This window comes from Paraburkholderia acidicola (assembly GCF_002362315.1).
GTDB classification, from domain to species: Bacteria; Pseudomonadota; Gammaproteobacteria; order Burkholderiales; family Burkholderiaceae; genus Paraburkholderia; species Paraburkholderia acidicola.
In genome coordinates this window covers 392,008-418,146 of sequence record NZ_MTZV01000003.1, presented here as the reverse complement: position 1 = coordinate 418,146, position 26,139 = coordinate 392,008, and the positions used below count along the sequence as shown (strand labels likewise).

Here is a 26,139-nt window from a genome sequence, read left to right as displayed (position 1 = left end):
TGAGCCGCAGTCGGCCGAAGCGGACGTCGGAGAGTTGTGAGGGGAAGTGAGCGGTAGTAAGCGAGAAGCTGGATCTGTCGCCCGCTTCACGATAGTTAGTCTAAAGGCGGAACCGCCCCTTCAGCCAGCGTCTTCAGCAAACGCGCACGACGACGTTCAAGATCCGCTATCTGACGCTCGATCGAAGCCAGTCGCTTGCGTTGAGCCGCGGAAGTTTCAGGGCATGTTCCCGCGCCTTCGATCATGCGCATACAGTCGGGAAACGAGAGGATATCGGCCAGGCTAAAACCCGTCGCGATCATGCGCTGAATCTGCCGGACCTGCGTGATCGCTGCGATCGGAAACACCCGGTAGCCATTGGTTGCGCGCACGGAGGTTAGCAGGGCGTGTTCATCGTAGTGGCGGATCGAACGCACGCTTGCGCCGGTCTGTCGTGCCAGGTCGCCGATGGACAGCAGCTTTTGCTCAATAGATTGGGTCATGCGAAAAAGCATAGCACTTATCGCTTGACCCTCACATCAGTGTCAGGCTCCAGACTGCGTATGTCTTCACGATCCAGGAGCACCACTCATGCGTTACACCATCCTTCGTCACACGCTTGCGGCGTTCGCGGCAACGGTTGCCATGCTCGCAGCGTCATCTACCGCACTCGCGGAAACAAAAAACTATACGGTCACCGCGCCGGACGGCGTCACGCTGGCCGTCCAGGAATCGGGAAATCCGCATGGGCCCGCTGTCGTGTTGATTCATGGATTGCTGGGCAGTCGTCTGAACTGGGATGCGCAGGTCAATAGCGCCGAGCTGCAGCGGTATCGCATCATCACGTATGACCTGCGCGGCCACGGTCTGTCCGGCAAGCCAACCGGAGCGGACGCGTATCGCAACGGGCAGCACTGGGCCGACGATCTCGCCACCGTCATTGCGTCGTCGCATGCGAACCGCCCTGTGCTGGTCGGATGGTCGCTGGGCGGTGCGGTCATATCGAACTATCTGGCCGCATTCGGCGACAGGCAGATTGCCGCAGCGGTCTATGTCGACGGTGTGATCGAACTGAAAGGGGACCAGATTGTGGCGCATCCGCAGGTCTATCGCGACATGACGTCAGCCGATCTGAAGACGCACCTCGATGGCGAGCGCACGTTCCTCAACCTGTGCTTCCATACACAGCCCGACAGATCCACCACCGAGCGTCTGCTTGCAAACGCGGCAATGGCGTCGTGGGAGATGCAAAGCGCGGTTCAGTCGATGACGGTCTCTGCTTCCGAGGGTTTAAGCAAGGTCAGCGTGCCGGTCCTGTTGCTCTATGGCGAGCACGATGCGCTTGTGAACACGCAAGGCGCAATCGCGCGGGCGAAAGCACTCGATCCGCACATTCAAACCAAGCTGTACGCAAATTCGGGCCACGCACCGTTCATGGAGGAGCCAGATCGCTTCAATCACGATCTGGCGGTTTTCATCGATACCGTCGCAGCGCATTGAGCCGACGATCGCTGTTACACGAACGCAAAAGACAAGTACCCGCTGGCATAGCCCAGCGTTCGGGTCACTGCGGTAAGCTGGGTCATCGCTCGTCAACACAGGTTGACGAGCCTCCTTTCAAGGACAGCTTTACCCATGACCGACGTCGATTCCCTGCCATCTCTAGTCGATATCCTCGAGCCGGGTCTGCCGCTGGTGTTTTGCGGAATCAATCCGGGTATCCGTGCGGCATCGACAGGTCATCACTTTGCAGGCAGAAGCAACCGGTTCTGGCGGGTCGTGCATCTTGCAGGTTTCACGCCTGAACAGATTCGTCCCGAAGACGATCGCACGCTGCTGCAGTACGGTTGCGGTCTGACAGCCGTGGTGCCTCGACCCACAGCGAGCGCCGCCGAACTGTCACGCGCAGAGATTGAAATGGCTGGAGATGATTTTCGGCGCAAGATCGAGCACTACGCACCGCGGCACATTGCATTTCTGGGAAAGATGGCGCTCTCGGCGATCTCCGGTACGCGTGATATCGAGTGGGGGCTGCAAACAAAACCGTTCGGCGGCGCACGCGCATGGGTTTTGCCGAATCCCAGTGGATTGAACCGGTCGTTCGACCTCGATGCACTGGTCGCTTCCTACCGGGAAGTTCGCATTGCATTGACATCCGGCTCTTAAACGTGAGGGCCGGTCTTTCTTCGCAGGACATGAAGTAGTACGGAGGCGTCACCATGACTGAGTCAGCCGATTTCCGCAGCCAAACCCTGGCGCTGAATCACGGAGGGGGTCATATGCCCGCGCTCGGATTTGGCACCCTGATTCCCGATGCTGCGACCACGATCAGTGCAACGAGAGACGCACTGAAAGCAGGCTACCGACACTTCGATGCCGCCGAGCGATATCGCAACGAGCGCGAAGTAGGCGAGGCGCTGCGCACAGAGCGCGCTGCGGGAGGGATCGCCCGCGAAGACATTTTCATCACCACCAAACTGTGGAATTCGAATCATCGACCGGAGCGTGTCAGGCCGGCATTCGAGGCAAGTCTGGAACGACTCGGTATCGACTACCTCGATCTCTACCTGATACACACGCCGTTTGCGTTTCAACCGGGAGAAGAGCAGGACCCGCGCGACGAAAACGGTGCGGTCATCTACGACAAAGGCGTGACTTTGCTCGACACGTGGAGAGCGATGGAAGCACTCGTCGACGAGGGACGATGCCGGGCCATCGGTCTCTCCGACATCGATCTGGACAAGTTACGGCCGCTCTATGAAGCGGCACGGATCAAGCCGTCGGTTGTGCAGATCGAAGCGCATCCGTATCTTCCAGAAACGGAACTGCTGGAATTCTGCAAGGAGCACGGGATCGTATTTCTGGCCTTTGCGCCATTGGGTCATGGAATCCGGCCGGGACCGCTCGAAGACCCGGTCATCGTGCAGATCGCCGCGCGAACCGGAACGACGCCCGCGCAGGTGTTGCTGGCCTGGGCGATCCAGCGCGGCGGTGCGTTACTCACCACGCCGAAAACCGAGGCCCGCGCCCGCGAGAATTTTGACATCGCGGCGCTTCCCGCCGAGGCATTCGACGAGATCAACCGGATCGAGACGCGGCAGCGGTTCAACGAAGTCGTCAAGACGGGTAGCCCGGGGTTCATTCCACGGCGCACGTAACCGATCAACCCGGAGGCACATCATGCAGGAAGCACAGATACGCGACATCCTGAATGCGCACTGGCAGGCGTCGGCGGCGGGCAACCTCGATGCGGAACACGACATCTACGCCGACGATGCGATCTGCGACTATCCGCAATCACGCGAACGCATTCTCGGACGCGCTAATTTGCAGGCGCTGCGTGGGCATCATCCAGGCAAGCCGTCGGGGTTCGAGGTCACGCGGATTCAGGGCGAAGGCAATCTCTGGGTCTCGCAATACTCGATCAACTATCAGGGGCGAGCGGCCTACACGATCAGCGTCATGGAGTTCCGCGACGACGGTAAAGTTGTTCACGAGACGCAGTATTTTACGGATCCGTTCGAAGCGCCGGCGTGGCGGAGCCAGTGGGTTCAGAAGATGCCGTGACGGTCGTCATCGGCATCTCTCGGGTGTTCAGGCAAGGGCTTAGTCTGCCGATCCCGCCGCTGCGGGTGCGTCGCCTGATGCACCGGTCGCCGCTTCTTCGGCACGGTGCGCATCGCGGGTTTCCGGCATTGCTACCCAGACGAGCAGTACCGCGAGCGCACCGGCCGCGGCGAGTCCGAAGAAGCTGAAGGCATTGCCGAAGTGATCCGCGACGAAGCCCGCGGCCGCGGTACTGAGCGTTGCACCGATGCCGGCCGCGAGGCCGAACAAGCCGATACACAGGTTGTAACGACCCTTGCCGCCGGCGACGTCGGCGGCGATCAGCGGCAGCATCACACCGAATACCGCCGCGCTTATCCCGTCGAGCATCTGCACCGGCACCAGCAGAAAAGGGCTGCTCACGCCGGCGAACAACAACGCGCGCACCGGTAGTGCGGAGAAGCCGATCAGCAGAATAGGCCGGCGTCCCCAGCGCTGCGCGGTGCGTCCCACCCATGGCGACAGCATCGCGACGATCGCCTGCGGCACGATGATGCACGCGGCAATCACGAGCTGCACGTTGTCGCCCATGCCGGCCGTGACTTCACCAGCCGCGAGATTCAGCATCGCTGCATTCGACAGATGGAACAGCACGATACAGGCCGCGAAGATCAGCATGCGACGATCGCGCAGCAGTTCGCGCAAGGTCTCGCGTTCGCCCAGCGCGTCGGTCTTCGCACTGGATTTCGTCGCCTTGACGGCTTTCGCGGGCGAGCTGGTGTAGGCGGACTGGATCATCGCGAGTGCGACGAGTGCGGGCAGCGCCAGCCCGGCGGTGAGCCAGAACACCGCACGCGCCGAGAAGTATTCGCCGAACAGACCCATCAGGCCGGCCGCGACCGCACTGCCTATCGATGCCCAGCGCGCATTGCGCCCAAGCCGGTCGCCGAGATCCTGACGCCCGACCAGCGCAAACGAGATCGCAGCCATCGCCGGCACGAGCATGCAGCTCGCAAAGCCGTGGAAGACTTCAGCGGCAATCACTGGCAGCACGGTCGGACTCGACGCAAGCAAGACCGCGCTCAGGATGATCGCGACGATCGCCCAGGCAGCCGCGCCTTTCTTGTTCTTCAGCGCATCGACCGCGGCGCCGCCAGGCACCTGGCTGACCATTGCGCTGATCGTGCCGACCGACAGCACCATGCCGATCTCGCCCTGCGTCCACTTATGCGAGGCGAGGTACGACGCGATGAACGGCCCGAAGCCCGTTTGCACGTTGGCCACGAAAAAGTTGAGCCAGTCGAGTGCGCGCAGGCTGCGGGTATTGACCAGAAGCGGGTTCGTCATCGCGAAGCCCGGGCCGGTGAGGCCGCTGCAGGTGGCGCAACTGGGGGAGCCGTGCTGGCGGGCGCGGCTGCGACCGGCACCACCGGCGACACCGCCTGGATCGGCTTGTCCGACGCGTAGGGCGGCGACGCCTTGATCTGCGCATCGTTGAGATCGAGCAGGGCGTGCAACAGTTTGTCTTTGGTGACGAAGCGCAGTGCCGACCAGTTCGCGGCGATCGTGCGACGGTCCGGACTCACCATGCCGCTGACGTCGAGCACGACGGCCTGCGGTTGCGCGCTACCGTCGATCAGCACGTCGACCACGCGACCGACGGCGGCGCCGTTCGGTCGTTCGACGGTCGTGTCGAGCAGCGGCAATTGCGTCGCCGTCACCGGTACGTCGGCGCCGGTGCGCTTCGGGCGATCGGCGGGCGGCAGCTTGCCGACCGGCACATCGAGTGTGATCGGCGAGCCGTGGCCGCCGGGCGTGAAGCGGAACACGCTCCACGGGAAACTCACCTTGCGGTCGCCGATGCCGAGAAAGCCCTGCAGGTTCACGATCATTTCGTTGGGCTTGCCGCCCGCGTCGGCGACCAGGTCGACCGCGCGGCCGATCACCTTGCCGTCGCGTCGCTGCACTTCGCTGTCGAGCAGCGCATGCGTCTGGCTGCGATCGATCAGGCGCGTCGTGATGATCGGCGCAGGCGGTGGCGCAACCGGCGCGGACGCGGGCGTGGGCGGCGGCGGTTCAGGCTTGCGCGGCTTGACGGCCGGGTGCTTCGGCTTGCGCGGCGTTTCGTGCCCGGCCGTTTCAGGCTCGTCGGTTTCGGGCTCGGATGCCGCGACCGGTTCGCTGGCGGGTTCCACCGTGCTGACGAGCGCATCGGTGATCGGCGCGGGCTGCTGCCCGTGGAACAGCGCGCAACCTGATAGCACAAGCGCGGCGAGCGCACCGGGCAGCAGGGGAGTTGAAAGACGCGAAGCTGGACGTGGCAAACCGCCGCTCATCAATGAGTACTCCATGGGCCGCGCGGCGCACCTGCAGCGCCACGGCATTGATCGATAGATAGGCCGAAGTTTAACCTGCGGCGGCGCATCGCCTCGTTCAATCAGGCGAGGCGTTGATGTTGTCGAGCGATGCGAGGTAAGATCGGCGCCGTTCGTTTCCTGTCGAATCCGCTGCACGTAGGTACCGATCGCAGCGACTCGACAGCGACCCAGCCGCCGTCCAGCCGTAGGTGTAAACACGCGGCGCCTGCCCGCATTCTCCCGTCCCTCCCGCGATATACGCCCGCTGACATGCCGGGCATGCCGTCCCTGCGATGGGAGGCCCGGTTGTGTTCGCCTACCCTTCGGGACAGCAAAAAAGAGCGCTGCACATAAACCAAGAGACGAACCCTGACGACGGCTGCACACCAGCCGTTTCAGCACGCTGATAAAGGAGGCATTCGCCATGATGGAACCCCACGCACAACCGCTCACCGATGTCGAAACCCGGACATTCGATCCGGCGTTCGGCCAGCAAGGTCTGCTCGACCGCTACTTTGAAATCACGGCGCGCGGCAGCACGCAGCGCCAGGAAGTGATCGCGGGTGTGACGACGTTTCTCGCGATGGTGTATTCGGTGTTCGTCGTCCCGGGCATGTTCGGTAAGGCCGGCTTCGATACGAGTGCGGTGTTCGTCGCTGTGTGTCTGACCACCGCATTCGGCTCGCTGCTGATGGGCATCTGGGCGCGCCTGCCGATCGCCATCGGCTGCGCGATTTCACTGACTGCGTTCACCGCGTTCGGTCTCGTCCTCGGCAAGGGTTTGCATCCGACGGTGGCACTCGGCGCCGTGTTTCTGATGGGCGTGGTGTTCACCACGATCTCGGTGACCGGTGTGCGCGCATGGATTCTGCGCAATCTGCCGGCCGGCATCGCGCACGGTACCGGCATCGGTATCGGCCTCTTTCTGCTGCTGATCGCCGCTAACGACGTCGGTCTCGTGATGAAGAACCCGGGGCCCGGATTGCCGGTTGCGCTGGGCCATATCACGTCGTTGCCGGTGCTGATGTCGGTGGCGGGCCTGGCAGCGATCGTCGGTCTGGTGCGCCGCCGCGTGCCGGGCTCGATCCTGATCGTGATCGTCGCAATCTCCGCGCTCGGGCTGGTGCTCGATCCGGCGGTGACGTTCCACGGCGTTTTCGCATTGCCGTCGCTGAGCGCGCCGGGCCACGCGTCGCTGATCGGCGCGATGGACATCAAGGGTGCGCTGTCGCTCGCCGTACTGCCGAGCGTCCTCGCGCTCGTGATGACCGCCGTGTTCGACGCGACCGGTACGATTCGCGCCGTGGCGGGGCAGGCTGGCCAGCTCGATGCGAATGGACGCATCATCAACGGCGGCCGCGCGCTGACCGCCGATTCGCTCAGCTCGATCTTCTCCGGCTTTCTCGGTGGGGCACCGGCTGCGGCGTATATCGAATCGACGGTCGGTGTTGCAGCGGGGGCGAAGACGGGGATGGCGGCAGCGGTTGTGGGGTTGCTGTTCCTCGTCGTGATGTTCTTCTCGCCGCTCGCCGGGCTGGTGCCGTCGTATGCGACCGCGCCTGCGCTGATGTACGTCGGGTTGCTGATGCTGTCGAGTGTCAGCAAGCTCGACATGGACGATATGGTCGATGCGATGTCCGGCCTCGTGTGCGCGGTGTTCATCGTGCTGACCGCGAATATCGTGACCGGCATCATGCTCGGCTTCTGCACGCTGGTGATCGGGCGTATTGTCAGCGGCGAGTATCGCAAGCTGAACGTCGGCACGGTGGTGATTGCGGTGGTGCTGGCCGTGTTTTACCTGGGCGGCTGGGCGATCTGAGCGTTGCAGCCGTAACGGTGTAGTTCGGTGCATGCGGCCCGCAATCGACGGGCCGCGTTTGACCACGCTGTCTGTTAACACTTGGCCGATCCGCTTTCACGCATGCCGTTCTCACCCAAAGGCAGCGCCGGAAGCCGACTCGCACTACACTGGCACGCATCGTCCGCGAACGGGATGCGTGTGCTAGTACCTTTTGATGGCTCCGACGGTCCGCGGCTCACGACAACACTCGTTGATCAGGAGACGCCTGCATGACCCGAACCACCTTCGCCCTGCGGTATGCCGCATCGTCCATCGTGCTGGTGGCGATCAGTGCATTGAGCACCGGCCTGCCGAGCCTCGCCGCCGCCCGCGAGATCCCGCAACAGGTGTTGCACGTGCCGGGTCTCGCACAACCAGCCGACATCCTGATCGACCACTGGGGCGTCCCGCACATCTACGCGAAAACCGAAAGCGATGCGTTCTTCGTGCAGGGCTTCAACGCCGCACGCGATCGCCTGTTCCAGATCGACCTGTGGCGGCGGCGCGGGCTCGGCACGCTGTCGGAAGTGTTCGGTCCCAGCTACGTCGAGCAGGATCGCGCCTCGCGGCTCTTTCTGTATCGCGGCGACATGCAGACCGAGTGGCAGCGCTACAGCCCCGACGCGCAGCAGATCGCGACGCGCTTTGTCGCGGGCATCAATGCGTATATCGACTGGTTGAAACTGCACCCGGAGCAGATGCCGTACGAGTTTCGCAAGCTCGATTACCAGCCGGCGAAGTGGACACCCGAAGACGTCGTGCGGATTCGCAGTCACGGTTTGACGCGCAATCTGACGAGCGAGGTGGCACGCGCCAACGTGGCGTGCAAGGCAGGTCTTGCGGCTGACGAACTGCGCGTTGGCCTGCAACCGCCGTGGCAAACCCAGGTGCCCGATGGCCTCGATCCGTGCCTGCCGAAAGATGTGCTGAAGGTGTTCGATCTTGCAACACGCAACGCGGTGCTCACGCCCGCTGCGCTATCGCATGCGAACGACGGCACGGCGGCTCACGCAAACACACTCGCGCTGGCCAGCAACGCCGCCGCTGAAGACCGCATCGAAGACCCCGACGAAACCAGCGAAGGCAGCAACAACTGGGTCGTCGCGCCGGGCAAATCGGCGACTGGCCGCGCGATCATGGCCAACGATCCGCACCGTGCGTATTCGGCGCCGAGCCTGCGCTACATCGCGCAGATCAGCACGCCGACACTCAATATCATCGGCGCGGGCGAGCCGTCGCTACCGGCGGTCTCAATCGGCCACAACGGCACGATCGCCTTCGGCCTGACGATCTTCAACATCGATCAGGAAGACCTGTACGTGTACCAGCTCAATCCGGACAATCCCAGCGAGTATCGCTATGGCGACGGCTGGGAACCGTTTCGCGTGATCCACGAAACGATCGATGTGCGCGGCGGCGCGCCGGTACCGGTCGATCTCACGTTCACGCGTCACGGCCCGGTGATCGACGTCGACGCCGACCATCATCGCGCGTTCGCCGTGCGCTCCGCGTGGCTCGAACCGGGCATGTCGCCGTACTTCGGCTCGGTGGGCTACATGCGGGCCCGCACATTCGCGCAGTTCCAGCACTCGATGCTGAACTGGGGCGCACCGACCGAGAACCAGGTCTATGCGGACGTGCACGGCAATATCGGCTGGGTGCCGGGCGGTCTTGCGCCGAAGCGGCCGAACTGGGACGGCCTGATGCCGGTACCCGGTGACGGCCGCTACGAATGGGCGGGCTTCTGGCGCGGCGACCAGTTGCCGTCGATATACAACCCGAAGCAGGGCTACTTCACGTCGTCGAACCAGATGAACCTGCCCGGCGATTACCCGTATCGCGAGCGCAAGCTCGGCTTTGAATGGACCAACGGCTCGCGCCACGAGCGCATCGACGAAGTGCTAAAGGGATTGCCGAAAGTCTCGCTGGAAGATTCGGAGCGGCTGCAGAACGATCTCGTGTCGATCCCGGCGCAGCGTCTCGTCGCGTTGCTCGCTCCGCTGTCGAGCGATGACCCGGACACGCACGCGGCGCTCGCGCTGCTCAAAGGCTGGAACGGCGAGGTGCGCGCCGATTCGGCGCAGGCGGCACTCGAAGAGGTGTGGTTTAGCCGGCATCTCGGCAAGGCGTTCAAGGCGGCGCTGCTGTCGCAAACGGCTGCAGCCACGTTCGGTGCGCCCGATCCTGCGGTGATGCTCGACACGCTCGAACATCCGGACCAGCGCTTCGGACCCGGGGCCGCGGCGAAACGCGATGCGGTGCTGTTGAAGAGTCTGGGCGAAGCGTGGGCCGAAATGCGTTTGCTGGAAGGCGACGATGCGACGCAATGGCAATGGGGCAAGCTACAGACCAACCTGAACGCACACCCGTTTGCCGCGATCGTCGACGACGCGATGCGCGCGAGACTGAATGTCGGTCCGCTCGCGAGGGGCGGCGATCCGTTTACGCCGAATCAGTCGACGTATCGCGTGAACGATTTCGTCCAGACCAATGGCCCGTCGTTTCGCGTGGTCGTCGATGTGGGCAACTGGGACAACTCGCGCGCGGTCAATCTGCCGGGTCAGTCAGGCGACCCGGACAGCCCGCACTATCGCGATCTCGTACCGCTCTGGTTGAAGGGGGAGTATTTCCCGCTGCTGTATTCGCGCAAGGCCGTCGAAGCGGCGACCGAAACGAAACTGCATCTGGTGCCGGCGGCGCAATGAAGTCCGCTAGCGCATTACAACGACATATCGAATGCCGGCCGCAGAAACAGCTCGATGCCCATGACGATCAACCCGAGCGCCGCCGCCGATAACGTCAGCGTGCCGTACTCGTCGTGACGCAGGTCGTGCAGACACGCCACGACGAAGAGGATCGCGAGCAGGTTGGTCAGCCAGTCGAAATTCAGCGCAAGCGTCATCGGGGAATCGCAGCTCGTCGATAGAATCGCACCTTGAAATTGCGGGCGATTCTATCGACATGAGCTTACGGATTCGCAACACCTACGCTTACATCGCTTACGCTTCGCGCACCATGTCGTGACGGATCCAGTCGAGCACCGACGTGTGTTTCGGCTGCCAGCCGAGCAGGGTCCGGGCGCGTTCGCCACGCACCCGGCTGTTCGAGCCGAGTCCATACGACGCCATCTCGTAGCCCCATTCCTTCTGCGCTTCTTCGAGCGGCCAGTCTTGCGATTTGCCGAGATCGAGTACGTCGGCAATCGCGGTCGTCATGTCGCGGAACGACGCTTCGCTGCTTTCGATGAAATAGAACGTACCGGCCGGGGTTTTTTCGAGTGCGAGGCGATATACGTCGACGACATCGTCGATATGCACGTTCGACCAGACGTTGCCGCCGCTGCCGACATGCCGCACTACGCCGCTTTTCTGCGCCTGGCTGATCAGGCGCGGCAACTGCACGCTGGCGCTACCGGGCACCGCACCGTGACCGTAGATCAACGTATTGCACAGCACCGCCGAGCGCACGCCGCGCTGTGCCGCATCGAGCACGAGCCGGTCGATCGCGACGCGGGCAGCTTTGTCGGCGGTCGGTTCGGGCAACGCATCTTCGCGGTACACCGGTGCAGCGCCGTTGGCTCCCGCTTCGCCACCCGATGCATCGCCGACGATGCTCGAGCCGCTCGTATGCAGGAACGGCTTGCCGGAACCGGCGAGACCGTCGATCAACGCCTCGACTGCGCCGCGATGGTCGCTGCTTGCCGCGTTGATGACGGCATCGGCGGCTTGCGCCTGTTCGATCAGCAAGGCGCGGTCGTCGAGCGTGCCGACCACAGTCGCGATGCCGAGGCGTTGCAGTTCGGCGGCCTGTTCGGGCTTGCGCACGAGACCGGTCACGCGATGACCCGCGCGCACCAGTCCGACCGCGATCGAGCCGCCGATAAAGCCATTCGCGCCAGTGATGAAAATGTTCAAGACGTTCTCCAGTGAGTGGGTTCGCTTCGTGAAGCAGTGAGGCGAGTATGCGGCGCTGTCTGGCACACAAAAAGGGCACCTGCCTCAAATCACTTTTGATCTGAACGCACGAATCAGCCGCCGATTCAAGCAGACGACGCGGTACCGCGGCGCGGACGGCTTTTTTGTCCGCTTGCGCGGTTAAATTTTGAACGTGTATATACAAGCTGTGGCCCGATGCACGGTAGTCGCCTGAGACGGCACACCGCCGGCGCAGCCCCGGAGTGCTGTGGCGCAGCAACAAAAATAACGCGGTCAGCCATGACTGGCCTAGTGGAAACCCCTGATGCGCGGTGCGTCGAAAGGACTTGTATATACAAGCTGGCGACGCTAGACTTTCGGAAATTGTATAGACAGGATCGACTCTCATGATGAAGCTCACCCCCGGTCAACTGACACTGCCCCAACTGCGCACGATTGCTCGCGAGTCCGTCTCGCTCCAGCTCGATCCGGCAAGCCATGCCGCGATCGACGCATGCGCGCAGGCCGTCGCGGACATCGCCGCGAAAGGCGAGCCCGCCTACGGCATCAATACCGGTTTCGGACGTCTTGCCAGCACACATATTCCGCGCGACCAGCTCGAGCTGTTGCAGCGCAATCTGGTGCTGTCGCATGCGGTTGGCGTCGGCGAACCAATGTCGCGGCCGGTGGTGCGTTTGTTGATCGCACTGAAGCTGTCGAGCCTCGGCCGCGGCCACTCGGGCATCCGCCGCGAAGTGATGGATGCACTGATCACGCTGTTCAATGCAGACGTGTTGCCGGTGATCCCGGTGAAGGGTTCGGTCGGTGCATCGGGCGATCTCGCGCCGCTCGCGCATATGTCGGCGGCGCTGATTGGCGTCGGTGAAGTGTTCGCCAAGGGCGAGCGCGTGCCTGCTGTCGAAGGGCTGCGACTCGCCGGTCTGAAGCCGCTGACGCTGCAAGCGAAGGAAGGGCTCGCGCTGCTGAACGGCACGCAGGCTTCCACGGCACTCGCGCTGTACAACATGTTCGCAATCGAAGACCTGTTCCGTACCGGTCTCGTTGCGGGCGCACTGTCGGTTGATGCGGCGGCCGGTTCGGTGACGCCTTTCGACGCGCGCATTCATGCGTTGCGTGGCCACGCCGGCCAGATCGACGCGGCGGCCGCGTACCGCGAACTGCTCGATGGCTCCGGGATCAATCTGTCGCACGCCGACTGCGACAAGGTGCAGGACCCGTACTCGCTGCGCTGCCAGCCGCAGGTGATGGGTGCCTGTCTCGACCAGATGCGCCATTCGGCCGACGTGCTGCTGATCGAAGCGAACGCGGTCTCGGATAACCCGCTGATTTTCCCGGACACCGGCGAAGTACTGTCGGGCGGCAACTTCCACGCCGAACCGGTCGCGTTCGCCGCCGACAACCTCGCGCTCGCCGCGGCCGAAATCGGCGCGCTGGCCGAACGCCGCATCGCGCTGCTGATCGACACGACGCTATCGGGCCTGCCGCCGTTTCTCGTCAGGGATGGCGGCGTGAACTCCGGCTTCATGATCGCGCACGTCACGGCGGCCGCACTCGCGTCCGAGAACAAGACGCTCGCGCATCCGGCGTCGGTCGATTCGCTGCCTACCTCTGCGAACCAGGAAGATCACGTGTCGATGGCGACGTTTGCTGCGCGCAAGCTTGGCGATATCGCCGAGAACACCGCGAACATCCTGTCGATCGAACTGCTGGCTGCCGCTCAAGGCGTCGATCTGCGCGCACCGCATCAGACCAGCCCGAACCTGCAGCGCGTGATGCAGGCCGTGCGCAAGGAAGTTGCGCACTACGAACTCGATCATTACTTCGCGCCGGACATCGTGGCCGTGACGAAGCTCGTGCAGACCGGCACGATTGCCGCGCACAGCCCGTTCGCGTTCGCCTCCGAAGCGAAGTGAAGTGATCGCCGCGCATTGTGACCGCACGAACGACTGACGTAGCTCACCGAGCAACCCGCATGAACGCACCGGCTTATCAAGGCATCAAGGACTTCATTCTCTCCCGCATTCATGCGGGCGAATGGGGTGAAGGCGACCAGGTGCCGTCGGAAAACGAACTGGCACGCGAGTTCAAGGTCGCGCGGATGACGGTGAACCGTGCACTGCGCGAGCTGACTTCGGAGCAGGTGCTCACGCGTGTGCAGGGTGCGGGTACGTTCGTCGCGCGGCCGAAGTACGAATCGACGCTGGTGGCGATCCGCAGTATTTCCGACGAGATCGTCGCGCGCGGCCATCGCTATCGCGCGGACGTGCTGCAGCTCGGCGCGGCGATTGCCGACGAGGCGCTTGCCGAAGAAATGCAGGTCGCCGCGGGCAGTCCGATTTTCTTTTCGCGCGTACTGCATTGCGAAAACGACGAACCGGTGCAGCTCGAAGAGCGCTGGGTGAACCCCGCAGTCGCACCCGAATACGCGCTGCAGGATTTCACCAATACGACGCCGAACCAGTACCTCGTGCGCGTCGCGCCGCTGCAGCGTGTCGAGTACCGCATCGAGGCCGCCGCACCGGACGACAGTACCCGCGAGCAACTGACGATGGACCCGCTCGAACCGTGTCTCGTGCTGCATCGGCGGACGTGGTCGCAGAGTGTGGTCGCATCGATTGCGAACCTGTGGCACCCAGGCAGCCGCTATCGCTTCACCGGACATTTCTGAACGCACGCGTCACCGTTCCATTCACATAACCGACCTCTAGCTCAACCCGCGAGCCCAACCCGGAACCAGAGAGCCAGCCATCATGAACAATCCGAAACACATCGACCCGCGTCTCGATCCGACCCGCACGATCCGTGCACCGCGCGGCACTGAGAAGACCTGCAAGAGCTGGCTCACGGAAGCCGCGTACCGGATGATCCAGAACAATCTGGACCCGGAAGTCGCGGAGCATCCGCATGCACTCGTCGTGTATGGCGGCATTGGGCGCGCAGCGCGCAACTGGGATTGCTTCGATCAGATTCTCGCGTCGCTGAAGGATCTGAACGACGACGAAACGCTGCTGATCCAGTCGGGCAAACCGGTCGGCGTATTCCGCACGCACGCCGATGCGCCGCGCGTGTTGCTCGCGAATTCGAATCTCGTGCCGCACTGGGCGACGTGGGAACACTTCCACGAACTCGACCGCAAGGGCCTGATGATGTACGGCCAGATGACCGCGGGTAGCTGGATCTACATCGGCAGCCAGGGCATCGTGCAGGGCACGTACGAAACGTTCTTCTCGGTGGCGAACCAGCATTTCAACGGCGACCCGAAGGGCCGCTGGATTTTGACCGGTGGCCTGGGCGGCATGGGTGGCGCACAGCCGCTCGCCGCGACGATGGCAGGCTTCTCGATGGTCGCGGTCGAGTGCGATGAGACACGTATCGATTTCCGTCTGAAGACGCGCTACGTCGACAAGAAAGCACGCACGCTCGACGAAGCGCTCGCGATGCTCGACGAAGCGAAGCGCGATGGCAAGCCGGTTTCGATCGGCCTGCTCGGCAATGCGGTCGACGTGTTCGCCGAATGCGTGACGCGTGGCATCACGCCGGATTGCGTGACCGACCAGACCAGTGCGCACGATCCGATCCACGGTTATTTGCCGCAGGGCTGGAACGTCGAAGACTGGCGCGAGCGTCAAAAGACCGCGCCGGACAGCATCGTGCAGCCGGCCAAGCAGTCGATGGCGAAGCAGGTGCAGGCGATGCTGACGTTGCAGGAACGCGGCGCGGCTACGCTCGACTACGGCAACAACATTCGCCAGATGGCGCTGGAAATGGGCGTCGAAAACGCCTTCGACTTCCCCGGTTTCGTGCCTGCCTATATCCGCCCGCTGTTCTGCGAAGGCAAGGGGCCGTTCCGCTGGGTTGCGCTGTCGGGTGACCCAGAAGACATCTACAAGACCGATGCGAAGGTCAAGGAACTGATCCCCGACGATCCCCATCTGCATAACTGGCTCGACATGGCACGCGAACGTATCGCGTTCCAGGGCTTGCCTGCGCGGATCTGCTGGGTTGGTGTGAAGGATCGTTATCGCCTGGGCCTTGCGTTCAACGAAATGGTCAAGAACGGCGAGCTGAAGGCGCCGGTCGTGATCGGTCGCGATCACCTCGATACGGGATCGGTGGCGAGCCCGAACCGCGAAACCGAATCGATGAAAGACGGCTCGGATGCAGTCAGCGACTGGCCGCTGCTGAATGCGCTGTTGAACACCGCAGGCGGTGCGACGTGGGTGTCGCTGCATCACGGCGGCGGTGTCGGCATGGGCTTCTCGCAGCATTCGGGCGTTGTGATCGTGTGCGACGGTACGGATGCGGCGGCACGCCGGGTCGAACGCGTGCTGTTCAACGATCCGGCGACGGGCGTGATGCGCCATGCGGACGCTGGCTACGAACTCGCGCAGGAAACTGCACGCGAAGTGAATCTCAAGTTGCCGATGCTTGGCCGTTGAGCGTCGCCGTGACGTTGAAGACGACACTGATCCGCGCAGCTGAACTCGTCGCGTCGCCGTGGAAGAACGGCGGCGGCGTGACGCGCGAGATTGCGGCGCATCCGCAGGGTGCGCCGCTCGACAGCTTCGTGTGGCGCGTCAGCGTGGCCGATGTCGCGGCTGCGGGGCCGTTCTCGAAGTTTCCGGGCATCGACCGGACGCTCGTGCTGCTGTCCGGTGCGGGCATGCTGCTCGATGAGCACGAAGCGCATGACAGCGAGCACGGTCTGCGCACGCATACGCTGACACAACCGCTCGACGTCGCGCGTTTTGCCGGCGAAGCGGCGATCGATGCGCAGCTTGTCGACGGCGCGACCCGCGACTTCAATCTGATGCTGCGACGTGGTGCTGCGACCGGCGCGCTCGACGTATGGCGCGGCGATGGTCGCGACATGCAGCGCACGTTGAATGGCGACGTAGTGCTGCTGTACTGCGCGGCGGGGCCGGTGACGCTCACACTGGGCGATTCAGCGCCGGTGCACTGCGCGACCGGCGACACGCTGCGTATCGATGCAGATGCAGCCAACGCGTTGCTGTGCCACGCAAGTGCCGCAGGCATGCCAGGCGCAATCGCACTGCTCGCCATCGAGATCCGTTACGCGTAGCATCGTTTGTCATCCCGATCCCGCGCGTCCGGGTTGTCATCGGACGTGCATCGACAGGCCAGATCACGCGGCCATGTGGTTATGAATACGCGATGAAGCACACTGTCTGGCATCACCTGAACCTCTGTCCGCAGGGCGACCCCACGGCGACGGTTACCGACGCGGCGATTGCCGTGCGCGACGGACGCATCGACTGGCTGGGCGCGGCCAGCGACCTGCCCGCTGACTACGCACAGTGGCCACGCGAAGACCTGGGCGGCGCGTGGGTCACGCCGGGTCTCGTCGATTGCCATACGCACCTCGTGTATGGCGGCCAGCGTGCCGACGAATTCGCGCAGCGGCTCGCGGGCGTGAGCTACGAAGCGATCGCGAAGCAGGGTGGCGGCATCGTGTCGACGGTTCGCGCCACGCGCGCAGCCGACGAAGCGACGCTGCTGCGCGACGCCGCCGCGCGGCTCGAACCGCTGCTTGCCGAAGGCGTCACCGCAATCGAAATCAAATCGGGCTACGGCCTCGACCTTGCCAGCGAACGCAAGATGCTGCGCGTCGCGCGGCAACTCGGCGAGCGTTATCCGGTGACGGTCTACACGACCTTTCTCGGCGCGCACGCGTTGCCGCCCGAATTCGCGGGCCGCGCCGACGACTACATCACCGAAGTGTGCGAGCGCATGCTGCCGGCGCTCGCCGACGAAGGGCTCATCGACGCCGTCGACGTGTTCTGCGAGCGCATCGGTTTTTCACTTGCACAGAGCGAGCGCGTGTTCGACGCCGCCGCACGTCGCAACCTGCCGGTAAAGATGCACGCGGAACAACTGTCGAACAGCGGCGGCACGGCGCTGGCGGCACACCATCGCGCGCTGTCGGCGGATCACCTCGAATTTCTCGACGAAGCGGGCGTCGCCGCGATGCAGGCGGCGGGCACGGTTGCCGTGCTGCTGCCTGGCGCGTACTACTTCATTCGCGAGACGCAGTTGCCGCCGCTCGACCTGCTACGGCGCTACAACGTGCCGATCGCCATTTCAACCGATAGCAATCCTGGCACTTCGCCCGTCACGTCGCTGCTGCTAATGATGAACATGGCGACGACGCTATTCCGCATGACCGTGCCCGAAGTACTGCAAGGCGTGACGCAGCACGCGGCGCGCGCACTCGGCAAGGCCGACGTGCATGGCACGCTCGCGGTCGGCAGGTCTGCTGACTTCGCCGTATGGCCTGTCACCACGCTCGCCGAACTCGCCTACTGGTTCGGCCGGCCGCTTTGCGCGCGGGTCGTGCGCCACGGCGAAACCGTCTACACGCGGCCCACTGCGCCGCTTTCCACTCACGCTTAAACATGACTCACGCAGACCGATCGCTTTTCGCCGAACACGCGTGGCTGCCCGACGGCTGGCGCCGCAACGTGCTGCTGCAATGGGATGCTCACGGCGTACTGACATTCGTCACCGCCGATAGCGAAGCACCAGCAGGCGTCGCACGCGCGGCCGGCCCGTTGCTGCCAGGTATGCCGAACCTGCACTCGCACGCGTTTCAGCGCGCGATGGCCGGCTTGACTGAATACCGCGCCAACGCCGTCGATAGTTTCTGGAGCTGGCGTGACCTGATGTATCGCTTTGCCGCGAAGATCACACCCGAAGGGCTCGCGGCCATTGCGCAGTGGCTCTACATCGAGATGCTGAAGGCGGGCTACACGTCGGTGTGCGAGTTTCACTACGTGCATCACCAAGCCGATGGCGCACAGTATCCGCAAGCCGCTGAGTTGGCCGAGCGCGTCGTCGACGCAGCGGCTGCGAGTGGCATCGGTATCACGATGCTGCCTGTCCTGTATCAATACAGTGGCTTCGGTGCGCGTGCGCCGCGCGACGATCAGCGGCGCTTTATCAACACGCCGGAACAACTGCTCGAACTGCTCGCGCAACTGAAGCACGCGAGGCCCGAACATCACGCACTGCGTTACGGCGTTGCGCCGCACTCGCTGCGCGCCGTGTCCGAAGCTTCGTTGCGCACGCTGCTCGAAGGGCTCGATGCAATGTTGCCGGGCGCGCCCGTGCATATCCACATCGCCGAACAGACCGCCGAAGTCGACGCATGCATCGAGACCGAAGGCGCACGGCCGGTGCAATGGCTGCTCGACCGTTTCGATGTCGATGCGCGCTGGTGCCTCGTGCACGCGACCCATATCGATGCAGACGAAACCGCGGCGCTGGCGAAGAGCGGCGCCGTCGCGGGCCTGTGTCTGACCACCGAGGCGAATCTCGGCGACGGCATTTTCCCGGCGCCGGAATATCTCGACTCGCACGGACGTTTCGGTATCGGTTCGGATAGCCATATCGGCGTCGACTGGCGTGCGGAACTGCGTCTACTCGAATACGGCCAGCGGCTCGCGCGCAGGCAGCGCAACGTTCTTGCAAACGCCACGGCATCGCGCGTGGCCGACCGGCTGTTTGCCGGTGCGCTCGACGGCGGCGCGCAGGCGACCGGCCGCAAGGTCGGCGCGTTGCAGGTGGGCTTGCGCGCGGACTGGATGGTGCTCGATGCGGAACACCCGAGCATCGCCGGCCATCCTGCCGACACGTGGCTGTCCGGAGCCGTATTCTGCGAGCACGGCGAAACACCGGTTCGCGACGTGTATACCGGCGGCCAGCAGGTCGTCGAGAACCGGCGTCATCGCGACGAAGCCCGCGCCTATGCGCAGTACCGCACCGCGCTGGCCGATCTGTTAGCCTGAGCGATCCGGATGACTTCCACCGATACCGTACCGACATGACCGCCTCGAACCCGCCGAACACTTCGCAAACTTCGAACCCGACACCGGTTTTCTCGCTGCAACGGGGAAGCCTGCCGCTGTTGATCTCGATTCCGCATCTGGGCACACGCATTCCCGACGATATCGCTGCGACGATGACGCCGGTCGCGCAGCGCTTCGACGATTGCGACTGGCATCTGGACCGGCTCTACGCGTTTGCAGCGCGCCTCGGGGCATCGATACTCGCGCCGGTCTACGCGCGCTACGTGATCGATCTGAACCGCCCGCCCGATGGCGCGAATCTTTATCCGGGGCAGGACACGACAGGGCTGCTGCCAGTCGATACGTTCGACAAGGAACCGCTCTATCGCGACGGCCATCTGCCGACCGATGCAGAAGTCGCGCGTCGTCGTGAGCTTTACTGGCAGCCGTATCACACGGCGCTCGCAGATGAACTCGCGGCGCTCAAGGCACAGCACGGCAAGGTGCTGCTGTGGGAAGCGCATTCGATCCGCTCGCGCGTACCGAGGTTCTTCGAAGGGCGGTTGCCGGACTTCAACTTCGGCACGTCGAACGGTGCGAGCGCGGTACCAGGACTGGCCGACGAACTCGCGGCAATCGTCGAACAGCATGGCGCTTATACGGCGATCGGGAACGGGCGCTTCAAGGGCGGCTACATCACGCGGCAGTATGGTCAGCCGCAGCAGGGCGTGCATGCGGTTCAGCTCGAGCTGTCGCAGATCACCTATATGCAGGAGCAGATGCCGTACGCGTATGACGATGCGCTGGCCGCACGTGTCGAGCCGTTGCTCGAGACGCTGCTCAAGACAGCTCTCGCACGCGTCGAAGGGAGCTGAGTCAATGTCGACACAACCAGCGGCAGACGAATACGAGATCTCAACCGATACACAGCGTCTCGACGTGGGAATGATTCACCGCTTCCTGTCGGAGGAGAGTTACTGGTCGCTCGGCATATCGCGAGCGACCGTCGAGCGGGCGATCCAGCATTCCCTGTGTTTCGGCGCGTACTGCCAGAACGAGCAGGTTGGGTTTGCACGCGTCGTCACGGACAGGACGACTTTCGCCTTGCTTGCCGACGTGTTCGTTCTCAAAGACCATCGCGGCAAGGGCCTCTCCAAGCGCCTTATGCAGCACGTCGTCGAACACGAGGACCTGCAAGGTCTAAGACGCTTGCTGCTTCTGACGTCGGATGCCCATGGCCTGTACAAACAATACGGCTTCAAGGAGCTGGCGAATCCGGCGCGTTTCATGGAGATTTTCCGGCCGGATATCTATCGTTCGTCCTGACGATCTGATGGACCTCGCTGGGGCCTCGCTGCTTACGCGCTCGCAATGAACAGCAGCACGATACAGATCATTCCGCCAAACCACACGAGCGAACGCAGCGGCGCCCAGCCGAGCAGATAGAGCAACCCGTGCACCACCCGTATGGCGACGAACGCGATCGCAAGCTGATCGACGTGCGGGGTATTCACACCCTTGTGCCAGACCACGGCCAGCGCCGCTGTGAACAGCGCCAGCGCTTCCCACGCGTTCTGATGTGCCCCGACCGAACGTCCACGCCAGCCCTCCAGCTTCGCCAGATAATTGCGCGGCATCCCGTTGTCGTAGCCCTTCTTCGATTTGGCGCAAACGGTCCACACAAAAGGCAGCAGTGCGACGATCAGCAGACATGTCTCCGTCGTTGTCATGTTTGTTCTCCCTGAGTTTTTGACGATAAAAATCGTTACATTGTGTAATGGCGAAATCTGCGAAGCCCGCGCAGATTAGCATCTGGCCGCATCGTCGGCGCAGTCGTTTTCTAGACGGGATACTCGGCTGGATTTTGAGTGGCTTGCGGCGCGAAGCGCCACCGCGCGAGCCTGTCGTGTCGAAACGCATCGTCGCGCGCGCACCGAACGCGTGGAACGACCTGCCACACGGGTGGTCTCTTTCAAACGCTCACCGTCACGAACGTCCTTCGTAAAGCCTCTGGAAAACCCTGGTATGCCGGTTGCATGGCAGGCGAGGATACGGCTACCCTGTGGAACACCTGCATCGCGCGCAGCAGTATCGCCGCGCAATAACGTGACATCGACGTCACATCAAACGACACATCAACATCGGGTGAGAGAGATGGATGACTCAGCGATGAAAGATCCGAATGATTCACGGCTCGACATATGGCGAGCCAACCTCGTCGTGCTGACGCGCGAAGTTGGCGCGGCGACGCGGCTTGCACGCATGATGACGTTCTCCGCCACCTATCTGAAGCTGATGCTGTCCGGCCAGCGCGATTTCAGTGAGGAGTTCGCGCGCGGTGTCGAGGCGGTGACCGGCTTGCCAGCCGGCTGGATGGACGTGCCGCATGAAGCGCGCGAGGTGCCCCAGGCGGCACGCGCCGCGATCGACAATGAAACGCCGCTCGCGCGTTTTCGCGGCACGGCCCACCCGGTGCGCAAGAAGACGGTTCTGCGTCCGCCCGAACCGATCTTCGGGCAGCCCGCGGCACGACGTACCGAAGACGAAGGCGCCGATGTCGAAGCGCATCGGCGGCTCGTACATTTTCGCAAGGTGCGCGATCTGGCCATGCAGGATGTACGACGGCTCGAACGGCATCTCGGACGGCCGCCGGTCGAACTGGCCGCGCTGCGTGCAAAGGTCGACGACGTGATTGCTGCCGGCGATCTCGACGGTCCTGATCGCGCGGATCTCGTGGGTCGGCTCGAACAGATCGACAAGCATCGGCAGATGCTGCAGCGGCATGTCGAGAAGCTTCAGCAACTGCTTGGGCGGCTCGGCGAAAGCGACTGAAGGTGTGCGCTTTTGCGTCCATTCACAGCCGCAGTTCCGAAAGAATCTGTTCCGCAAGAAAGTCGCAGGGCGGACGATTCGAACGGGCGCTGCGCGCCAGCACGATTTCGAGTTCGGGCAGGCCAGGCAACCCATGCGCATGCCCGAGTTGCACGAACTGCGCAGGCACCGCGCAGCGCGCTAATGGCGCGATGGCCAGCCCGGCCTCGACCATGCTGAACAGTCCCATCAGGCTGGGGCTTTCGTACGAGGTGCGATAGGCGATCTTCGCGCTCTCCAGTGCCTGGATCGCGTTGGCCCGCGCAACACTGCCGGTGCCGAAGAGCGCTACCGGCAACGGCCGCTCTTTCCAGACTTCCATACCCGCTGCACCGGGGCCGGCCCAGACCATCGGTTCGAAACGGATGAACGCGCCGTTCAGTCCTTTCATCCGCGTCACACAGGCGAGGTCCACCTTGTTGTCCTTCACGAGCGGTCCGAGCGCGTGGCTCGGCAGACCGATCACCTGAATCTCGACCTTCGGGTAACTCGCCGAAAACTTGCGCAGCACGGCGGGCAGCAATGACGACGCGTAGTCGTCGGGTACACCAATCGCGACGCGACCCTTGACCTCCGGATGAACCATCGACGCCCACGCCTCGTCGCGCAACGCGAGCATCCGCCGCGCGTAGGCGAGCAGTAACTGGCCGTCCTGCGTCGGTGTGACGTTGCGCGGCCCGCGCACGAACAGCGTTTTACCGAGCGCGGTTTCGAGCGCACGGATCTGCATGCTCAGCGCCGACTGCGAACGATGCACGAGCGCCGCACCGCGCACGAAACTGCCGGCATCGGCGACGGCTACCACCATCGCGAGGACGTCGAGGTCGAGAGACTTGATCGTTTGAGTGGACATGCGTCATCCATGAGCTATCAGATAATCTGATTGAAGCGTTCAATATAACGCGTTTGCCTGAAGGCAGCGATGTTGCGCATACTGCGTCGACTTCACTGACTTGCCGCTGTAGCGGCCCGGAGACCCGTGCAATGCCGAAGACTTACGACGAATTCAAACAACTGGGTATGCGCCTCGACATGTCGCGCGGCAAGCCCGCGCCGGAGCAACTGGACCTTGCGTGGGCGTTGCTCAACGACGCGGCCTCGACGGGTTTTCTCGCACGCGACGGCTTCGATTGCCGTAACTACGGGCACGCGCTTGGGCTGCCTGAAGCGCGCGAGTTCGGCGCGTCATTGCTCGATGTGCCGGCGGGGCAGGTCGTGGCCGCCGGCAATTCGAGTCTTGAGTTGATGTATGACTCGCTTGCGTACGCGATGTCGTTTGGCGTGCCGGACGGCGCACCGTGGTCGCGCGGCGACGTCGCCTTTCTGTGTCCGGTGCCGGGCTACGATCGACATTTTTCGATCTGCGCCACGCTCGGCATTCGCATGATCCCTGTACCGATGACCGACGACGGTCCCGACATGGACGTCGTCGAAGCGCTGGTGCGTAACGACGCATCGATCAAGGGGATCTGGTGCGTGCCGCTTTACAGCAACCCGAGCGGCGCGATCTATTCGGCCGAAGTGGTGCGCAGGCTCGCATCGATGCCAGCGGCCGCCGCCGACTTCCGTCTGTTCTGGGACGACGCGTACCGCTTCCATCATCTGACCGGCACGCGGCACACGACGCCGAACGTACTCGACGCGTGCGTGGCGGCAGGGCATCCGGATCGCGCGTTGATTTTCGCGTCGCTGTCGAAGGTGACGATCGCGAGCGGCGCCATCGCGTTCCTCGCCTCGTCGCCGCGCAACGTGGCGTGGTGGCAGCAGCGCAGCGCGGTGCGCACGATCGGTCCGGACAAACTGAACCAGTTGCGCCACGTGAAGCTGCTGCGCGATCGCGCCGGTGTCGAGCAGTTGATGGAGCGTCATCGAGCGTTGCTGCGGCCGAAGTTCGATGCGGTAACGGCAGCGTTTCGCGAACGGCTCGCAGGGGTGCCCGAGGTGAGCTGGAATGAACCGGCAGGAGGCTACTTCATCAGCCTCTACGTGCCGCGCGGCTTCGCGAAGCGCACGGTCGAACTGGCCGCGGCTGCGGGCCTCGTGTTGACACCTGCCGGTGCAGCGTTCCCGCACGGCGACGATCCACACGACCGGCATCTGCGGATCGCACCGACGTTTCCTTCACTCGACGAGGTCCGTGTTGCCGCGCAAGGCATCGCACTGTCGCTGCTGCGTGCGATCGACGAAGCCACGCGTTGAGCGGGCGGGGGACGGGTTTCGCAAGACGGGATTTTGCGGTAAAAGAACCGCATGACCGACCGCGCCCGACTCATCCCCCTCATCGTTGCCTGCCCGCTGTTTCTGCAAAACCTCGACACGTCGATCATGGCGACGGCGTTGCCGTCCATCGCGCGTTCGCTCGAAGTGCAGACGCTGCATCTGAACCTCGCGATCACGTCCTACCTGCTGAGCCTCGCCGTGTTCCTGCCCGCGAGCGGCTGGCTCGCCGACCGCTTCGGCCCGCGCCGCGTGTTCTGCGCGGCGATCGTGCTGTTTTCGGTCGGCTCTGCGCTGTGCGGGCTCGCTAACTCGCTGCCACAGCTCGTCGTATTTCGCGTGCTGCAAGGGATGGGCGGCGCGATGATGGTGCCGGTCGGTCGTTTGATCCTGCTGCGCAGCGTGCCGCCCGCGCGTATGGTCGCTGCAATGGTCTGGTTCACGGTGCCCGGTGCGATTGGCAGGCTGGCCGGGCCGCTGCTCGGCGGGCTTGTCGTCACCATTACGTCATGGCGATGGATCTTTCTGCTGAACGTACCGTTCGGCGTACTCGGTGTGCTGCTCGCGCTGAACTTCATCGACGGTACGTACGAGCCGCTCATCGAGCGCTTCGATCTCGCAGGTTTCATTCTGCTTTCGACGGGGCTCGTCGGCCTGGTCGGCGGTCTCGATACCGCGGGCCGCGGGCTCGTACCGCCCACCATCACGTTTGCTTTCGCGGCGATCGGTGCGCTATCGCTGCTCGCGTACTGGTTCTATAGCCGCCGTCGTGCCGATACGATCATCGATCCCGGCATCCTGCGTTATCGCGCGTATCGCACCGCGGTGCTCGGCGGCATGCCGCTGCGTATCGCGATCGGCGCGTCGCCGTTCCTGTTGCCGCTGATGTTCCAGCTCGGCTTTGGTTTGTCGCCGCTGCAGTCCGGTTCGCTCAGCGTGGCGACCGCGATCGGCTCGCTCAGCGTGCGTGCGGTGATGACGTCGGCGATCCGCCGCGTCGGGTTTCGCACATTGCTGATCGGCGCGACTTCGCTGACCGGTTGCTTCTATGCGTGCTATGGGCTGTTTCGACCGGGCACGCCGCATCTGTTGATCTTCGTCGTGTTGCTGTTTGGCGGGTTGTTCAATTCGCTCGGCATGGTGACGCTCAACACGCTCGGCTACTCGGATATGCCGAAGCTGAAAATGAGCCGCGCCACCGCGCTGTCGAGCATGGCGCAGCAACTGTCGATCAGTATCGGTGTCGCGTTCGGCGCGTCGCTGCTGACATTGACCGCGCATCTTTATGGCGGCAGCGCCGCGCTACTGAGTGCGCGCGATTTTTCGCCGGCGTTCTTCGTGGTCGGTGCGCTGACACTTTGCTCACTGTTCTTTTTCGTGCGGCTTTCGCATGATGAAGGGGCGGAGTTGCGGCAGCGGTAGCGGACGAGGGGCGAGGGCGGGTTGCCGCCGCGCGTGTCGGCGATGTGCTACAACGCGGATACGGAGACGACGAGGTGACATTTTGGACAGACTTGCTGCGGAACTGAGACAGGCATTCGCGCGCTGCGCCCGAGGCGACGGCGCTGCCGGTCGGGGCACGGCGC

Annotated in this window: 24 protein-coding genes; 17 read left to right on the top strand and 7 right to left on the bottom strand. The window is 63.6% G+C overall.

From position 1 onward, the window contains the following. Positions 1–95 precede the first annotated feature (95 nt). The gene (locus BWP39_RS09585) at positions 96–482 is read right to left on the bottom strand and encodes a MerR family transcriptional regulator (RefSeq protein ID WP_096719435.1); all 387 of its coding nucleotides are present in this window, start codon (positions 480–482) and stop codon (positions 96–98) included. 88 nt (positions 483–570) lie between these two features. Here BWP39_RS09585 and BWP39_RS09580 point away from each other — a divergent pair, with 88 nt between their 5' ends. The 4 genes from BWP39_RS09580 to BWP39_RS09565 all read left to right on the top strand — a co-directional run bounded on the left by BWP39_RS09580 (position 571) and on the right by BWP39_RS09565 (position 3,546). After that, positions 571–1,479 carry an alpha/beta fold hydrolase gene (locus tag BWP39_RS09580; protein WP_096719433.1) on the top strand — a complete coding sequence of 303 codons (909 nt, stop codon included), beginning with the start codon at positions 571–573 and terminating at the stop codon, positions 1,477–1,479. Positions 1,480–1,614: 135 nt separating this feature from the next. Further along, positions 1,615–2,145: a G/U mismatch-specific DNA glycosylase gene (gene mug, locus BWP39_RS09575; RefSeq protein WP_096719431.1), complete on the top strand. Its 531-nt coding sequence runs from the start codon at positions 1,615–1,617 to the stop codon at positions 2,143–2,145. Between the two features lie 53 nt (positions 2,146–2,198). Next, positions 2,199–3,137, top strand: coding sequence for an aldo/keto reductase (locus BWP39_RS09570; protein WP_096719429.1), 939 nt, complete (start codon positions 2,199–2,201; stop codon positions 3,135–3,137). Between the two features lie 22 nt (positions 3,138–3,159). After that, positions 3,160–3,546, top strand: coding sequence for a nuclear transport factor 2 family protein (locus BWP39_RS09565; RefSeq protein ID WP_096719427.1), 387 nt, complete (start codon positions 3,160–3,162; stop codon positions 3,544–3,546). Between the two features lie 39 nt (positions 3,547–3,585). On the opposite strand, the gene BWP39_RS09560 is transcribed toward BWP39_RS09565, so the two are convergent. Continuing rightward, positions 3,586–4,872 (bottom strand): MFS transporter, encoded by a 1,287-nt coding sequence (locus tag BWP39_RS09560; RefSeq protein ID WP_096719425.1) that lies wholly within the window; start codon positions 4,870–4,872, stop codon positions 3,586–3,588. After that, positions 4,869–5,861: a PRC-barrel domain-containing protein gene (locus tag BWP39_RS09555; RefSeq protein ID WP_207556703.1), complete on the bottom strand. Its 993-nt coding sequence runs from the start codon at positions 5,859–5,861 to the stop codon at positions 4,869–4,871. The genes BWP39_RS09560 and BWP39_RS09555 overlap by 4 nt, the downstream gene beginning before the upstream one ends. A gap of 445 nt (positions 5,862–6,306) precedes the next feature. On the opposite strand from BWP39_RS09555, the gene BWP39_RS09550 reads away from it, so the two are divergent. Together BWP39_RS09550 and BWP39_RS09545 are read left to right on the top strand one after the other, a co-directional pair. Beyond that, positions 6,307–7,701 (top strand): NCS2 family permease, encoded by a 1,395-nt coding sequence (locus BWP39_RS09550; RefSeq protein WP_096719421.1) that lies wholly within the window; start codon positions 6,307–6,309, stop codon positions 7,699–7,701. Between the two features lie 251 nt (positions 7,702–7,952). Beyond that, the gene (locus tag BWP39_RS09545) at positions 7,953–10,427 is read left to right on the top strand and encodes a penicillin acylase family protein (RefSeq protein WP_096719419.1); all 2,475 of its coding nucleotides are present in this window, start codon (positions 7,953–7,955) and stop codon (positions 10,425–10,427) included. A 14-nt stretch (positions 10,428–10,441) separates the two neighbouring features. Here the strand turns inward: BWP39_RS09545 and BWP39_RS09540 are convergent, their stop codons facing one another. Further along, positions 10,442–10,624: a hypothetical protein gene (locus BWP39_RS09540; RefSeq protein WP_091019005.1), complete on the bottom strand. Its 183-nt coding sequence runs from the start codon at positions 10,622–10,624 to the stop codon at positions 10,442–10,444. A gap of 97 nt (positions 10,625–10,721) precedes the next feature. After that, the gene (locus BWP39_RS09535; RefSeq protein WP_096719417.1) at positions 10,722–11,636 is read right to left on the bottom strand and encodes an NAD-dependent epimerase/dehydratase family protein; all 915 of its coding nucleotides are present in this window, start codon (positions 11,634–11,636) and stop codon (positions 10,722–10,724) included. Between the two features lie 407 nt (positions 11,637–12,043). Between BWP39_RS09535 and hutH the strand changes: the two genes are divergently transcribed. The 8 genes from hutH to BWP39_RS09495 all read left to right on the top strand — a co-directional run bounded on the left by hutH (position 12,044) and on the right by BWP39_RS09495 (position 20,791). Further along, complete coding sequence (gene hutH, locus BWP39_RS09530; protein WP_207556702.1) at positions 12,044–13,570, top strand: histidine ammonia-lyase; 1,527 nt, start codon at positions 12,044–12,046, stop codon at positions 13,568–13,570. A gap of 59 nt (positions 13,571–13,629) precedes the next feature. Continuing rightward, positions 13,630–14,325 (top strand): histidine utilization repressor, encoded by a 696-nt coding sequence (gene hutC / locus BWP39_RS09525; RefSeq protein WP_096719415.1) that lies wholly within the window; start codon positions 13,630–13,632, stop codon positions 14,323–14,325. A gap of 82 nt (positions 14,326–14,407) precedes the next feature. After that, complete coding sequence (hutU, locus tag BWP39_RS09520; protein ID WP_091018998.1) at positions 14,408–16,096, top strand: urocanate hydratase; 1,689 nt, start codon at positions 14,408–14,410, stop codon at positions 16,094–16,096. An 8-nt stretch (positions 16,097–16,104) separates the two neighbouring features. Further along, the gene (locus BWP39_RS09515; protein WP_207556701.1) at positions 16,105–16,740 is read left to right on the top strand and encodes a HutD/Ves family protein; all 636 of its coding nucleotides are present in this window, start codon (positions 16,105–16,107) and stop codon (positions 16,738–16,740) included. A gap of 92 nt (positions 16,741–16,832) precedes the next feature. Then, positions 16,833–18,071, top strand: a complete 1,239-nt coding sequence (hutI, locus tag BWP39_RS09510; RefSeq protein ID WP_096719219.1) for an imidazolonepropionase — start codon at positions 16,833–16,835, stop codon at positions 18,069–18,071. 2 nt (positions 18,072–18,073) lie between these two features. Continuing rightward, positions 18,074–19,465 (top strand): formimidoylglutamate deiminase, encoded by a 1,392-nt coding sequence (locus BWP39_RS09505; RefSeq protein WP_096719217.1) that lies wholly within the window; start codon positions 18,074–18,076, stop codon positions 19,463–19,465. Positions 19,466–19,500: 35 nt separating this feature from the next. Continuing rightward, entirely contained in the window at positions 19,501–20,340 is an 840-nt protein-coding gene (gene hutG, locus BWP39_RS09500; RefSeq protein ID WP_096719215.1) for an N-formylglutamate deformylase, read from the top strand. A gap of 4 nt (positions 20,341–20,344) precedes the next feature. After that, a complete protein-coding gene (locus BWP39_RS09495; protein WP_096719213.1) occupies positions 20,345–20,791 on the top strand; it encodes a GNAT family N-acetyltransferase in 447 nt (148 codons plus the stop codon). Positions 20,792–20,823: 32 nt separating this feature from the next. On the opposite strand, the gene BWP39_RS09490 is transcribed toward BWP39_RS09495, so the two are convergent. Continuing rightward, entirely contained in the window at positions 20,824–21,195 is a 372-nt protein-coding gene (locus tag BWP39_RS09490; RefSeq protein ID WP_096719211.1) for an MAPEG family protein, read from the bottom strand. 439 nt (positions 21,196–21,634) lie between these two features. Between BWP39_RS09490 and BWP39_RS09480 the strand changes: the two genes are divergently transcribed. After that, positions 21,635–22,297, top strand: coding sequence for a hypothetical protein (locus tag BWP39_RS09480; protein ID WP_096719733.1), 663 nt, complete (start codon positions 21,635–21,637; stop codon positions 22,295–22,297). 22 nt (positions 22,298–22,319) lie between these two features. Here the strand turns inward: BWP39_RS09480 and BWP39_RS09475 are convergent, their stop codons facing one another. Next, positions 22,320–23,174 carry a LysR substrate-binding domain-containing protein gene (locus BWP39_RS09475; RefSeq protein ID WP_096719731.1) on the bottom strand — a complete coding sequence of 285 codons (855 nt, stop codon included), beginning with the start codon at positions 23,172–23,174 and terminating at the stop codon, positions 22,320–22,322. Between the two features lie 146 nt (positions 23,175–23,320). On the opposite strand from BWP39_RS09475, the gene BWP39_RS09470 reads away from it, so the two are divergent. After that, positions 23,321–24,535 carry an aminotransferase class I/II-fold pyridoxal phosphate-dependent enzyme gene (locus tag BWP39_RS09470; RefSeq protein WP_096719207.1) on the top strand — a complete coding sequence of 405 codons (1,215 nt, stop codon included), beginning with the start codon at positions 23,321–23,323 and terminating at the stop codon, positions 24,533–24,535. 51 nt (positions 24,536–24,586) lie between these two features. After that, entirely contained in the window at positions 24,587–25,975 is a 1,389-nt protein-coding gene (locus BWP39_RS09465) for an MFS transporter (RefSeq protein ID WP_096719205.1), read from the top strand. Positions 25,976–26,139: the final 164 nt, after the last annotated feature.

Excerpts from the sequence above, each read along its gene's own strand:
- BWP39_RS09565 (WP_096719427.1), top strand. The coding sequence starts at position 3,160 with ATGCAGGAAGCACAGATACGCGACATCCTGAATGCGCACTGGCAGGCG.
- BWP39_RS09580 (WP_096719433.1), top strand. The coding sequence starts at position 571 with ATGCGTTACACCATCCTTCGTCACACGCTTGCGGCGTTCGCGGCAACG.
- BWP39_RS09470 (WP_096719207.1), top strand. The coding sequence starts at position 23,321 with ATGCCGAAGACTTACGACGAATTCAAACAACTGGGTATGCGCCTCGAC.
- hutI (WP_096719219.1), top strand. The coding sequence starts at position 16,833 with ATGAAGCACACTGTCTGGCATCACCTGAACCTCTGTCCGCAGGGCGAC.
- BWP39_RS09495 (WP_096719213.1), top strand. The coding sequence starts at position 20,345 with ATGTCGACACAACCAGCGGCAGACGAATACGAGATCTCAACCGATACA.
- BWP39_RS09480 (WP_096719733.1), top strand. The coding sequence starts at position 21,635 with ATGAAAGATCCGAATGATTCACGGCTCGACATATGGCGAGCCAACCTC.
- BWP39_RS09585 (WP_096719435.1), bottom strand. The coding sequence starts at position 482 with ATGACCCAATCTATTGAGCAAAAGCTGCTGTCCATCGGCGACCTGGCA.
- BWP39_RS09465 (WP_096719205.1), top strand. The coding sequence starts at position 24,587 with ATGACCGACCGCGCCCGACTCATCCCCCTCATCGTTGCCTGCCCGCTG.
- BWP39_RS09550 (WP_096719421.1), top strand. The coding sequence starts at position 6,307 with ATGATGGAACCCCACGCACAACCGCTCACCGATGTCGAAACCCGGACA.
- BWP39_RS09505 (WP_096719217.1), top strand. The coding sequence starts at position 18,074 with ATGACTCACGCAGACCGATCGCTTTTCGCCGAACACGCGTGGCTGCCC.
- BWP39_RS09545 (WP_096719419.1), top strand. The coding sequence starts at position 7,953 with ATGACCCGAACCACCTTCGCCCTGCGGTATGCCGCATCGTCCATCGTG.
- hutC (WP_096719415.1), top strand. The coding sequence starts at position 13,630 with ATGAACGCACCGGCTTATCAAGGCATCAAGGACTTCATTCTCTCCCGC.
- BWP39_RS09560 (WP_096719425.1), bottom strand. The coding sequence starts at position 4,872 with ATGACGAACCCGCTTCTGGTCAATACCCGCAGCCTGCGCGCACTCGAC.
- mug (WP_096719431.1), top strand. The coding sequence starts at position 1,615 with ATGACCGACGTCGATTCCCTGCCATCTCTAGTCGATATCCTCGAGCCG.
- BWP39_RS09570 (WP_096719429.1), top strand. The coding sequence starts at position 2,199 with ATGACTGAGTCAGCCGATTTCCGCAGCCAAACCCTGGCGCTGAATCAC.
- BWP39_RS09555 (WP_207556703.1), bottom strand. The coding sequence starts at position 5,861 with ATGAGCGGCGGTTTGCCACGTCCAGCTTCGCGTCTTTCAACTCCCCTG.
- hutH (WP_207556702.1), top strand. The coding sequence starts at position 12,044 with ATGATGAAGCTCACCCCCGGTCAACTGACACTGCCCCAACTGCGCACG.
- hutU (WP_091018998.1), top strand. The coding sequence starts at position 14,408 with ATGAACAATCCGAAACACATCGACCCGCGTCTCGATCCGACCCGCACG.
- BWP39_RS09490 (WP_096719211.1), bottom strand. The coding sequence starts at position 21,195 with ATGACAACGACGGAGACATGTCTGCTGATCGTCGCACTGCTGCCTTTT.
- hutG (WP_096719215.1), top strand. The coding sequence starts at position 19,501 with ATGACCGCCTCGAACCCGCCGAACACTTCGCAAACTTCGAACCCGACA.
- BWP39_RS09540 (WP_091019005.1), bottom strand. The coding sequence starts at position 10,624 with ATGACGCTTGCGCTGAATTTCGACTGGCTGACCAACCTGCTCGCGATC.